The 12758-nt window shown below is 66.5% G+C and carries 6 protein-coding genes and 3 pseudogenes; 5 read left to right on the top strand and 4 right to left on the bottom strand.

Features of this window, described 5'->3' with window-relative positions; genetic code table 11:
* Positions 1-40 precede the first annotated feature (40 nt).
* Positions 41-4243, bottom strand: a complete 4203-nt coding sequence (locus U9977_RS19915; RefSeq protein WP_322750801.1) for a hypothetical protein — start codon at positions 4241-4243, stop codon at positions 41-43.
* Positions 4244-4467: 224 nt separating this feature from the next.
* Here U9977_RS19915 and U9977_RS19910 point away from each other — a divergent pair, with 224 nt between their 5' ends.
* The gene (locus U9977_RS19910) at positions 4468-4794 is read left to right on the top strand and encodes a hypothetical protein (protein WP_322750800.1); all 327 of its coding nucleotides are present in this window, start codon (positions 4468-4470) and stop codon (positions 4792-4794) included.
* A gap of 169 nt (positions 4795-4963) precedes the next feature.
* On the opposite strand, the pseudogene U9977_RS27125 reads toward U9977_RS19910, so the two are convergent.
* The 3 genes and pseudogenes from U9977_RS27125 to U9977_RS19900 all read right to left on the bottom strand — a co-directional run.
* A pseudogene (locus U9977_RS27125) lies at positions 4964-5227 on the bottom strand (hypothetical protein); the annotation flags it as partial.
* Between the two features lie 64 nt (positions 5228-5291).
* Entirely contained in the window at positions 5292-5735 is a 444-nt protein-coding gene (locus tag U9977_RS19905) for a hypothetical protein (protein ID WP_322750799.1), read from the bottom strand.
* Between the two features lie 81 nt (positions 5736-5816).
* Positions 5817-7115, bottom strand: a complete 1299-nt coding sequence (locus tag U9977_RS19900) for a hypothetical protein (protein ID WP_322750798.1) — start codon at positions 7113-7115, stop codon at positions 5817-5819.
* Between the two features lie 420 nt (positions 7116-7535).
* Between U9977_RS19900 and U9977_RS19895 the strand changes: the two genes are divergently transcribed.
* The 4 genes and pseudogenes from U9977_RS19895 to U9977_RS19880 all read left to right on the top strand — a co-directional run.
* Positions 7536-10685, top strand: coding sequence for a TIR domain-containing protein (locus tag U9977_RS19895; RefSeq protein ID WP_322750797.1), 3150 nt, complete (start codon positions 7536-7538; stop codon positions 10683-10685).
* Between the two features lie 358 nt (positions 10686-11043).
* A pseudogene (locus U9977_RS19890) lies at positions 11044-12310 on the top strand (IS256 family transposase).
* A 50-nt stretch (positions 12311-12360) separates the two neighbouring features.
* Positions 12361-12486 (top strand): annotated as a pseudogene (locus U9977_RS19885) (ThiF family adenylyltransferase); the annotation flags it as partial.
* Positions 12483-12758 (top strand): DUF6527 family protein (locus tag U9977_RS19880; RefSeq protein ID WP_322750795.1); only part of this gene is annotated, 276 nt, incomplete at its 3' end. The pseudogene U9977_RS19885 and the gene U9977_RS19880, both read left to right, overlap by 4 nt.

Here is a 12758-nt window from a genome sequence, read left to right as displayed (position 1 = left end):
GGCTGGTCGCTTTACCGTCCAGAAAATCAGTTATGCGTAATCAGACCAGGATTTCCGGAGGCAGATTCCAGGCAGTTGCGGCCGACGTGCTTCCGCCGGCGTGCAGCGTACGGGCGTTTGCGTCCAGCAGCCGGATCTGGACACCGTCGAACAGGTACGACGCCGAGTAGCTGCGGAAAACTGGCTGACCGTCATCGGGCCAGTTGTAGTTAAGGGTCACGGTGTCTTTCTCGGCCAGCACTGTCCAAAGCAGATACTGTCCGTTGCTGGCCAGCCCGGCGCGGAGCGTCTCGACGGAGACGTGGACCGTGTCAGGCCCCGTCTCCCGGGCCGAGAAACTCTCCACCGTGGGCACGTCTCCACGCCCCCATCGGAAGTCGTCGATTCGTTGCAGGTCCAGCGCCTTGCAGAACGCTGTAGACGGCAGGAATGTGTGCAGATGCCTGCTGTCGGATTGATCCCAGTCGTTCGCAACGCCACCGTACCGGGTCGTCGTGACAACAAGGGGCCTGGGCGGCTGTATTTCCCGGTAGGCGGTTCGGTCGTGTCCCTCCAGATTCGGCCAGTCCGACTTGTACGGGTGGTCGGCGAGTAGCAGGCCGGTCGGGCTTCCCGATTCAGGCATCCACCGGCCGTGCCAGTCTTTACCTTCGGCCCACGACGTCCAGGCATCTACGTCGGCTGCGTTGATGAGGTATGCGCGGATTTGCATCCAGGTGGCGTGGTGCGGCGCGTCGGCGGCCGCCTCCTCCGGGTGCTGCGGTTGCGACCATTGGTAGTGGCCTTCCAGCACCAGCCACCGTTTGCCGGCCTCATCGGTGCACGCGAGTAGGCGGTCGACGGGTGGGCTGTGCTCGTCGTGCGTCGCCCAGGTGTCATCGAGTTCGTCGGGGAACGTCGCTGCAGCCGGCGCGAACCAGGTTGGCGGGGTGTCCTCGTAGACCCGATTCTCGGTCCGGCGTTGCAGCATCGTCGGATCGATGTCGTGCCCGTACACGTCCAACGGCGTCTGGTATTCGGTTCGCCCGTCGTCGCGGCGGCTCGGGTTGAGGGCGAACCGGTCGGTCATGCGCCCGACCAGCTGCTTGAACACTGTCCAGATGTACTTCCGGGCGTATCCTTCGTGTTGCTTGCCGTCAGCCGAGCTGGTGCGCGGCAGGTTCCGGTCGATGGCGCCGAAACGTTCGGGTGTCCACCCAAGGCGCAGCACCTGATCGAATATGATGCGGCCGAGGTAGTCAGCGTCGACCTCGTTCTCCAGCTGGAAGTCACGCACCACCGAGTCAATGACGTATTTGCGGAAGTCGTCGAAGTCAGACATCACAACGTGACTGACGGCACTGTACCTGTAGTTTGACGGGCCGGAAAGCTCCTCGATCTCCGCCTTCGACCGTTCGGGCGGAATCCAGTCTGTCGTGTGCGGCGGTCGCACGCGAGCGGTGAGGTCACTGGTTCTCGGTAGCCAGCCGTGTTCCAGCGCCGCGTCGATTGCCCGGCGTGCGTAGTCGCGGCTGAGGTAGTTCTGCGGCCAGTAGTCGCGGCCGACGGTGTGGTCGTGTATCGCCACGGCGACAGTGACGGCGACGTCTGGGTCGCATGTGCGCTGGGCGATGCCGCAGCCCACGGCCAGCAGGCGTTCCTCGATGGCGTGGTCGCCACAGTTGACGAAGCGTTGCAGGATCGGCTGGAACAGGTGGGGAGCGGGCTCCAACAACGCGATGATCGCTTTGGTGGCGTTGTCGCGGGTCGGCCGGTGCGAGGCGCCCAGCGCCCAGCTGAGGGTGAGCGCCGCCAGGTGGCGGGTGTCGTCGGTGGCTGCGGTGCTGGCATCCGACCAGGCCCAGTTGATGAGGTTCGGTAGGTGGCCACCGATGTCGTCCTGCCAGTCGCAGAAGTGTGACCAGGTGACGTCGCGGCCCGGCAGCGTCAAGCCATCGAGCTGACCATGCAGCCACTGCGCGTTCAACCGGTGCTCCGGGACAGTGGCGACCTGAAGCAGCGCGTTGTTGGCCGCGTCGGTGAAGTCGGGGTTGGCCCGGAGTGCGACGAGGACTTCCGCTGTCCGGTCTGTCAGCGCGTCGGGCCTGCGCCACGCAATGCTGAGCAGAAAGTCGGTGTGGGCGGCTGGGTGATACTCACTGGTTGGGATCGACATGACGTCGATCAGCTCGACGCCGTGCGTCTCGGGAACCACGGAGGCGAGGGCCTGCAGGACGCCGCCGTTGCGGTACCACTGCTGCGCCATGGGGGCGGTCCGCTCGGCCAGCGTGTCGAGGCCGTCGGCCGCGATGAGCTTGGCCAGTGCGATGTCGCCGAGTCGTTCGTACCCGAATCTGATGTAGCTGACGCCGTCGATCGCGAGGTCGGACAGGATCGCTTCCTTCAGCAGGCCGCTGAGCAGACCGCGGCTCCACGCGCGGGCCGGCAGTAGCGACGCTGTGAGCTGTTCGACATCGAGCCTCGGCAGCCTACGACCGTTGGTGTACATCGCGATGGCGATCTGCTCGACAGCTCGACGGACCAGCGCGCTGCTTCGGTCGTAGTCGCAGCGCTCCGGGACCGCGAGGCGGTCATCGATCGCGTCGAGGAAGCTGTCGTAGATCCACGATGTCCCGACCCCGCTACGCGGGAAGCGGCGATCGCCTCGCGTCTGCAGCGTGGTGCAGACGAGTTTGAGGAACAGGGGGTTGGTGAACTCCGGGTCCAGCACCGGAAACGACGGCCGCTCGATGCCGTACCAGTCGAGGAACTGGCGAATCGCGTCGCGGGAGACCTCTTCGAACCCGGTGTGCTCGCACGTGCGCAGTCGCTCTCGCAGGACGTTGGACAAGGTATCGGCGAGGAATTCGGTCCGGCACGAGAGCACGAGCCGGATGTGACGGTACCTGGCGGCCTCGTTGAGGAAGCTGTGCAGGTACCTGTTCCACAAGCTCCGGTCAGCTGGTTCGTTCAGCCCGTCGATGATGACCAGCCCGATCTTGCCCGCGGTCTGGCAGGCTGCTTCGAAGGTGGCGAGCAGTTGGCCGGCCGGGCTGCTGAATCCGGTGATCCTGCCGAGGTCGGTCTCGATCGGTCCCCGTTCGAACTGCTCGCCGAGCCCGATGATCGTCGGCTGGTTGTTCGCGGTGCGGGTCTTGGCCAGGTCGCAGAGCAGGTGGGTCTTTCCGGCTCCGCCGGTGCCGGTCACCAGAATGGCTGACTGGTCGAAGCTTCGCCAGGCCCGACCGGCGCGCAGCTCGTTCAAGCCCGAGATCGCGGATTCAATGGCCGAAATCTGGTGGTAGAGGCTGCCTGCGTTGCCGGTGTAGTACCGGTCGCGCATACAGTGCTGCCGGAGCAGGTCGGCGACGCCATCCAAGAGCGCCTCGGTCGCCTCAATGAGGGGCACAAGATTAGGCAGCACGCCGTCGGGCCGGCAGGCCTGCGCGATCGCGTCGGCTACCGCTTCCTCAAGGCGGTTGAGGCACTCGTCGAGCGTCGAAATCGCTGGCGCGAACAGCTCAGGCCGTTCTTCAGGGGTCGACAGACCGTAGGTGCCGCGGGCTTTGCGGAGTGCCGCGAGCGCCGTCCGGATGTCGTACTCGAAGGCAGGCGTCCGGGCCAGGCCATCGAAGACAGCGGCGATCGGCAGCTCGACGTTCAGCTCGGGAGTGTACCGGCCGCCCGCGTCGGCCTCAGCTCGCGCCGCGATCGAACGGAACCGATCTTCAGAGAAGGCGTCGAGGTCGAACCAATAGCGCAGCCGTCCCACCTGGGACGGCTGGAGCAGGCAGGCGTTAAGCTGAGTTTCACCGATGTACTCGAACGTCACGTTCCGGCCAGCCGCCTCAGCTTTGGCCTGCCACTTTGCGACGTACCCATTCCATTTGGTCCACGCACTCGTCGTCTTCTGCGTGTCGCCCGCCGGAAGGTTATAAGGCAGCAACACGTAGTACCGCTCAAGCGTGGGCTCGGTCTCCAGGACTCGGTCTATCGACTCGGTGATCTGCTGGAACTCCTCGCTGTCGAGTTTGAACAGGTACTTCGCCTGCCATGCCCACACTGCGCCGCCGGGAAGTTCACCACGCCCTTCCCGACCACCATCCGGGTTCCCGAAGGCGCTGAAGGCGGTGCCAGGTGGCCACGTCACGAGACCACCAGAGATCATCAACTGGCTGGCGAGTTCCTCGAACCCATCACGTCGCGAGCCCGACGGCGCCTTGCCGCGGAGCTGCTGCCAGTTGATCTCAGGAAGTTGAGTCACGGAGTCTCGCAAGTCGGCGATACCAGGAGGACGGAACGGTGCGATCTGAGCTGAAACTCTAGATGCGCCGACGACACCGGCGTCGTCAGCCTCCGCCTCCAGCGCCTCGGCGTCTTACGAATCGACGTCCTGATCGTCGGGGAGTGCCTACCGTGCGACCGTAGTCCCCCTGAAGAGACGCTCGGTCGGCGAGCCCCGCGACCGCGGCGCGCAGCCGGGCGACGTTGACGTCCATCGCCCTGGCATCCGCGATCAACTCGCACGGCGCCGACCTAGTGTCGAGGGTGTGCGGCGGGCCGTCGGGTCTGCGGGCAGCGCTGGCTGGTCGTCTGTCGGCCAGGGCGCGCGGGGGTCGGGGGGATGGTGCCAGCGGCAAGCGCGAACGCGTCGTCGGCATGGCCGCCGCGGCGGCGGCGGGCGCGCACCGGTGGACGACCAGAACCGGTTGGTCCGGATTCGCCGGCGATGCGAGCGTCGAGAACGATGCGGACGTCGCGGTCGAGGAAGGCGCGGAAGTCTTCCCCGGTCGGGGTCGGTTCTCGTGGGCATAGCCACGGGGCATTCGTCGAGTACGCTGGCCCACCCGGAGATCAGCCGGTAGTCTTTTCCGGTGTTGAAGAGGGTGAGGCTGGGCGGGACCGAGGTGACCCGGTAGCCGTCTTGCCCCTTGCGCACGGTGGAGTACAGGACGCTGTTCTTGGCGGGAGTGAGCCGGTCGAAGGACATCAGCCGCTCGTCGGGCCGGGCGAGTTCGGCGCGTTTCTCGCGCCTGCGGGGGACGGACTCGAAGTTGTCGCGGCGGCCATGGATGAGCACGTAGCGGGGCGCGAGCTGGCGGCGGGCCAGCATGGGCGGGACGTCGTAGTACTCCAGGAACGCGGTGCGGTTATGGCCCCGGCCGAACCATGCTCGCCACTCCGCTAGCTGGCCGTGCCCGTGGGTGAAGTTGCTGTGGATCTCTCCGCGCGACCGCCGTAGAACCAGACCTTGTGCGGGGTCTCGATCTCAATCAGGACCGGGTACAGCGACGAGCTATCGGTGGCGAGAGTCACATAAAGTCCGGTTCCCGGTCACTGAGGCCGGGCAGCTTCGGCTTGGCGATCACCGCGACCGGGAGCGGGGCATGCCCGGAATCGCCGTCCACGAAGTGTGAGCCGGGCAGCAGCGAGGGATGCCGTTCCAAGAACGCCTGGAGCAGGCTCTCGTCGCGGGAGGCCTCGCTGTCGAGCAGCGCCTGCCATGGCTTCATGAGGAACTGGTTGTACGAGTTCTCGTCAGGCCTGCCCGGCGAGGTCCGTTCGTTCTCGGCGAGGTAGCCGGGGAGATGACCGGGGAACGGGTCGCGGAAGCTATCTGCCGCAGCATGAGCCGTGGATCGGGTCACTCGCGAACGGTACTCGGCGGCGCGCTCGCCGATGACAAGCAGGCGAGCAGACCCACGGAACCGCTGCTGTTCCAGCTCATACTCGCGGGCCGTCGCGACGGCATGCAAGCGCTACCTGCCGGGGACCGTTGCCCGCCCCTGATAGCCGAGAGCAAGCTCCTTGGGCACACGGGACCGGGAGCGTATGGCCTAGCTCGTCCAGAGCCGCCGCTTGAGGTCCTCACGGAGTAGCTCCTTGAGTGACGTGGAGTCGTTGGCATACTCGCTGGGGATGCGGATGGTGTGAACGCCGCACCGCTCCCAGTGCCGGTCGCGGGTATGGTCGTCGGCCTTTCGGGTTGTGCCGTAGTGATGGGGGCCGTCGACCTCGATGATCGCGGCGCGGCCGTTGCCGACGACGACGAAGTCAGGCGTGCGCACCCCTGAGTCACGGAGCCTGGCGCTGGGCAGTGGCAGCACGGCGAAGGTGTTGTGGTGCGTGGACTCGTGCTGAAGGTCCTTGAGGATCTGGTAGACCGCAAGCTCGGCTCGGCTGGCAAATACGAGGCCGTCATCTGACGGATAGTCGCCTCCCTCCGTGCGCTCGCGCCTCGCCTGGTTGCTGGGCGCTTGCCTGATGGTCTGGGCTGCTTGCGCGCGCCAGTCGGCTGCGATGGTGGGCAACGGCGGGGAAGCGGGCTCGATCACGAGTGAGAAGACATCCTCGCGGCCGTGGTGCAAGAGCACTGTGCTCAGTGCGCGCCAGATGCGGCTGGTGACCTCGGCGCTGAACTCCACCGTGAGCCGGGGGTCTGCCGTCAGGACGGCTTCATAGCTGGCGTCCATCCAGTTGTCCCCTGGGGTCGGGTGGAAGTAGCCACCGTCGTGGCGGAGTGTCAGGGTAGCGGCCGTGACGAGGCCTTGGGTGAGGGCGTCGCCGCTCTCGCCGAGTAGGTGGCAGGCTTGGCCGAGGACGAGGTCAAGCTCGCCGGCGTCGTCGTCTTCGATCTTCAGGCGGAGCATGCGTCCCGGGCCGTCCGGGGTACGGGCCGCTGCGTAGACAGGCCGACCGGAAATGAGCCCGTCGGTGCGTAGCTTCCAGCCGTCGGGTGCCAGCAGGCTATTCAGACGGGTAATGAGCTTTATCGCTTGCTCAGTGTCCGGCTGAACCAGCGGGTGCGCCATCCGGGCGAGGAAGTCAAGCAGCACCTGGTCGGGTCCGTCGGCGAGCTGGAAGCGCGGGTCGTCGAAGACCCAGTCATCGTCCCAGTCGAAGTTTGCGACCCGGTGCCGGACGATGTCCTCGGCGGCGGTGGCATGGCGGGGATCGGTTGAGGGCAGCGCGTCCAAGTCGTAGAGCTGTTCGAGAAAGGCGATCTCGTGCAGGCGCCCCCACCACGGCCCAGCTTCTTCCCGAAGGAAGTCAAAGACGTCCCGGCGGGTGACCGCAGTGATTTCGCGGGGCTGGCCGGCTGCATGGGCCGCGACTGTGCCGGCGGACTGTGCCATCTAGCCAGGATGGCATCGGGCAGCGACACTCGCGCAACGGGGTTGAGCGAGGCCGACCTCCTCCGTTCGGCCCGCGCGGGCGGCCTGTACCAGTGATCGATCTGATGAGGCCAATTCCACCGGGTCGGTGAGCGGCGAGGACGGAATCGTGCCGATGGTGGCGTCATCGTGGTCGTCGCAGCAGAGGCCCTCGGGCTGCCATCATCTCTGCCGACGACCTTGCTGCCGAATCACTCCAGCCACTGCACCATCGGGACCAGGCCGTCCGCACTACCTGGCACCGCAGGCCACGCTGGCATGCCTCGACCTCGGCCCACTGGTTCCGCCGTGGCACGGCCGCCATCGTCCCGCCGCGACGTCACGATTCGTCCAACCAGCTCTATCCCCTGGCGTTCGGGCGGATGGTGGGACGATCAGGGCGTGGTCGGTGCGGGGGGTGTGGTCGACGGGACGTGCTGGGACTTCTTCGTGTCCTATGCCGAGGCGGACCGGGCGTGGGCGGAGTGGGTGGCCTGGCAGCTAGAACAGGCCGGATTCCGGGTGCTGGTGCGGGCGTGGGACTTCGTGCCGGGATCCAACGAGCAGCTCGGGGTGCATCGAGGCGCGGCGGGTGCCCGGCGCATGATCGTGTTGTTGTCTGCGTCGTACACCGATCTTGAGCGTGGGTCGGTGGAGTGGACGGCTGCGTACACGTTGGACACGCGCGGCGTGGAGGGCCGGCTGGTGCCGGTACGCATCGACGAGTCTCACCCGCCGGGGATGTTCGGGCCCCTGGTGTCCGTGGACCTGTTCGGTCTGTCCGCTGCCGAGGCACGTGTGCGGCTGATCGAGGAGATCGGGCACGTCATTGCCGGTGACGCCAGACCGGCGACCCCACCAGATTTTCCCCTGGCTGACCGGCCAGAGCGCCCACTGACCGCGTCGCGGTTTCCTGGGGCGACGTCCGGAGCGGCTCAGGCCACGGAAGGACGATCGCCTGTCGGCCCTGGTCAGCCGGTGGAACGGCTAGACAACCCGTTCGACTTCGAGGTGCATGAGGCGATCGACGCCGGAGCACGGGCGGCGGGGCTGTCGGCACTCCCGGCCTATGTGCCGCGCGATCACGACGAGCAGCTACGCGATGTCGTCCGGCGGGCCCTGGGCGGGACCAGCGCGGTCGCGGTGCTGGTCGGCGAGTCGTCTACCGGCAAGACCCGCGCCTGTTGGGAGGCGGTGACGTCCTTGCCGGCAGGCTGGCGGCTGTGGCACCCGATCAATCCCGGCAGGCCCGAGGCTCTGCTCGCGGGACTGCCTCGGGTCTGCCCGAGGACCGTGGTGTGGCTCAACGAGGCCCACCACTACCTACGCACGCCCGCCCCCGAGGTCGGCGAACGGGTAGCCGCGGGGCTACGCGGCCTTCTCCGCGATCAGGGCCGCCGGCCTGTTCTTGTGTTGGCCACCGTCTGGCGCGAAGACTGGTCGGCCCTGACCGCCGTGCCCGCGACCGGGCAGCCGGACCCGCACGCGCAGGCCCGCGCCCTGCTCGCCGGTACCGCCATCACGGTCCCTGGCGTCTTTGGCGCCACCGCGCTCGACGCTCTCCGCGTCGCAGCCGAGAGCGATCCGCGGCTGGCCGAGGCTCTGACCCATGCGGAGCAGGGACAGGTAGCCCAGTACCTCGCGGCTGCACCTGCGCTGCTTGAGCGGTATCACAATGTCCCACCCGCAGCCAGGGCGTTGGTCGAGGCTGCCATGGACGCCCGTCGCCTCGGCCACGGCCTCGCGCTGCCGGAAGCCTTGCTGGAATCGGCCGCGCCCGGTTACCTCAGCGACCAGGAGTGGGACGCCGTCGACGACGACTGGTTCGACCAGGCGCTCGGCGACGCCACCGCGCGCTGCAAGGGCGCCCGTGGAATGCTCACCCGCATTCGCCCTCGCCAACCTAGCGCCGGTCCGACCACCTACCGGCTGGCCGACTACCTCGAACAACACGCACGCATCACCCGCCGCGCTCACCGGGCGCCTGCCTCGCTGTGGGACGCCCTTCTCGCTTACGTCACCGACGCCGACGCCCTTGGCCTTGCTGGGAGCGCCGAGAGACGGCTGCTTTTCCGCTACGCCATCCCCCTTTACCGTCGTGCCTTGGACGCAGGTGAGTGGGTGGCCATCTACCGGCTGGCTGACCTTCTGCGCCGCCGTGGCGACACCGACGGGGCTGCCGAGGCATTGCGCGCCCATAGCGACCCCAGCCTGGGCGACTCTGCGAGTTTTCTGGCTTGCCGTCTGGCCGCACTCCTGAAGCAGTGCGGAGACGCCGACGGGGCCGTTAAGGTCCTGCGCGCGCACGCCGAAGCCGGAAACGAACAAGCCGCCCGAGAGCTGGACGACCTCCTCGTCGAGCGTGGCGATGTCGACGCGTTGCGCGCTCGGGCCGACGCCCAAGACTGGCACGCCGCCAGCAAGCTGGCGGACCTCCTCGTCGAGCGCGGCGACATCGACGCGTTGCGCGCCCGGACGGACACCGGCGACTGGCACGCCGCCAACCGTTTGGCCGACCTGCTCACCGAACTCGGAGACACCGAAGGAACGATCAAAATTCTAGGCGCGCAAGCCGATGCCAGCGCCCAGTCCGCCGTCCAGCTGGCGAGCCTGCTTGCCGACCAGGGCAACATCGACGAGGCCACTGAGATGCTATGGACGCACGGCGACACCGACTGGATTGCCGCCGTCTGGCTGGCGGACCTCCTCGTCGAGCGCGGCGACACCGACGCAGCGCTGAACGTGCTCCGCCCGCACGCCGACAACTGGCGCTCCGACGAGTACGAGCACATCGGCCGCAGGCTGGCCGACTTGCTGGTCGCAAGCGGCAACATCGACGAGCTACGGGAACGGGCCGACGCGGGCGATTGGTACGCCGCGACCAGGCTGGCCGACCTCCTGGTAGACGCCGGTGACCTCGACGGGCTACGGACACGGGCCAATTCTGGAGACTGGCACGCCGCCGGCCGGTTGGCCGAGCAAGGCGACGTAGAGGGAGCCATCGGGGCGCTACATGTAGGCGCCGACGGGGGCGACACGCACGCCGCGGTCCAGTTGGCCGACATCTTGGTCGAGCGCCGCGACGTCGAGACAGCCATCGAGGTATTGCGAACGGCCCTGCTTCAAGGGTCCGCCGACACCGACCACTGGGATACCGACGAGGACGCGTTCGGCAGCGCCAACTGCAAGCTGGCGGACCTACTAGCCGAGCGCGGCGACGTCCAAGCATTGCGGTCGGCCGCCGAAAGCGGTAACTCCTTCGCCGCTGACCGTCTGGTCCGCCTCTTGCTTGAGCGCGGCGACTTCGACGGGGCCATCGAGGTGCTACAGCTGCTCGCCGGCGGCGGCAACGTAGTCGCCGCCGCCTGGCTCATTAACCTGCTCGCCGAGCACGGCGATGTTGATGGGCTGCGGGCCCGCGTGGACGAAGGCGATTGGTTCGCCGCAAACCGATTTCCGGACCTGCTCGCCGAGCGTGGGCGGAGGAAGGACGCGGAGCAACTGTGGCGGTTCGGCATCAACCCTGACGGATCGATCGCATCCGAGCACTGACCACAAGATCATGAACATTTTGCGCGGAAACGGCCACCCGAAGGGTGCGTACCCCTCGAGCACCCGAAGCCGTCGCCTGCGGCGCTACGGGTCATCGGCAGAGACCTTTAGCGGCCCGACAGCCGGGACCTCAGGGGAACGTCGCCAAGAGCCATGGACCCGGTACTTTGCGAGACAGGCGAAATACCGGGCGGAATCAAGCGGTCATGGCAACACATGCCGTTCCGGAGACGTGGGATCGACGGACGGCGTCAAGGTGGCGAGCAGATCCGCCAGCTCCGTGCGCGGGACTGTCCGGCCGCCGGTGTAAGTGGTCTGACCTGTCGCGCCAGGCGTGGCCTGGCGGGAAGGACGGATCATGGCCGACATGATCGAGCCCATGCCGACTCGGATTGATCAACAGCAGCTCGCAGTGGAACTGGTCGCGAAGGCCCGCGCCGAGGGCGTTGACCTCGTGGGACCGGCTGGGCTTTTGACCGGGCTGACGAAGACGGTGCTCGAAACCGCTCTGGAAGCGGAGATGAGCGAGCACCTCGGGTATGAAAAGCACGACCCGGAGGGTCGTAACGGCGGTAATTCCCGGAACGGGACGCGGACGAAGACCGTGCTGACGGAGATCGGCCCGGTTGAGATTGAGGTACCGCGGGACCGTGACGCCAGTTTCGAGCCGGTCATCGTGCGGAAAAGGCAGCGACGGCTGGATGGTATCGACCAGATAGTTTTGTCGTTGACGGCGCGGGGGTTGACGAGCGGGGAAATCGCCGCGCACTTCGCCGAGGTCTACGGCGCGACGGTGAGCAAGGACACGATTTCCCGGATCACAGACAAGGTCGTGGCGGAGATGACCGAGTGGCGTAATCGGCCGCTCGACCGGGTCTACCCGGTGATTTTCATTGACGCGATTGTGGTCAAGGTCCGCGACGGGCAGGTCGTGAACCGGCCGGTCTACGCCGTCCTCGGGGTCACCGTGCACGGCGAGCGGGACGTGCTGGGGCTGTGGGCCGGCGACGGCAACGAGGGCGCCAAGTTCTGGATGACCGTCCTGGCCGAGATCAAGAACCGGGGTGTGGAAGACGTGTGTATCGCCGTGTGCGACGGGCTGAAAAGGCCTCCCTGACGCCATTACGGCGGTGTGGCCGCTGGTGACGGTGCAGGCGTGTGTCATTCACCTACTCCGCAATACGTTCCGCTATGCTGGACGGCACGACTGGGAGAAAATCGCCAAGGATCTGAAGCCGGTCTACACGGCGCCGTCGGTGTCAGCGGCCGAGGCCCGTTTCGCCGAGTTCACCGAAACCTGGGGCGTCCGCTATCCCGCGATCGTCCGTCTCTGGCGGAACGCCTGGGAGGAATTCATTCCCTTCCTCGACTACGACGTGGAGATAAGGAAGGTGATCTGCACGACGAACGCGATCGAGTCGTTGAATTCTCGTTACCGGCGGGCTGTCCGCGCCCGGGGTCATTTCCCGACCGAGGACGCCGCCTTGAAATGCCTTTACCTCGTCACGCGATCTCTCGACCCCACCGGCCGCGGTAGGGCCCGGTGGGTGATCAGGTGGAAGCCCGCATTGAACGCGCTGGCGATCACCTTCGAGGGGCGCCTGACCCCCACGACCACCAACTGACATCATCACCAACTGTCATGACTCTTACACCGAACGTCAGACAGTCCCCGCTCAACGCGGCCCTGGCAGTGATCAAGTGGAAGAAGCTCGCGGGCTTCTACCTAGACCTGGAACGCGAGCATCACAGCCTGTACGCCATCAACGGCAACACCGTGATCAATGAGGACGTGGCTTGACGAAACTGCTCGAGGTCCGCCACGAGTTCGTCGAGTACATACCTGAACAGCTAGTCCCAGGGGTTGTCTACGTCTCCATTCCGTACGCAACCGTGACCCACCAGTATTGCTGCGGGTACGGGAACGAGGTGAACACGCCACTCGCCCCAGGACGTTGGAAGCTGATGTTCGACGGCAGATCAATCTCGCTAAGCCCGTCGATCGGTAACTGGAGCTTCTCCTGCCAGTCGCATTACTGGATAGAACGCAACCAAATTGAGTGGCACGGCCAG

Source organism: Protofrankia sp. Cas8, assembly GCF_963555845.1.
In the GTDB taxonomy this organism is placed as follows: domain Bacteria; phylum Actinomycetota; class Actinomycetes; order Frankiales; family Frankiaceae; genus Protofrankia.
The sequence above is the reverse complement of the archived record's forward strand: the minus strand, read 5'-3'. Positions and strand labels throughout refer to the sequence as shown.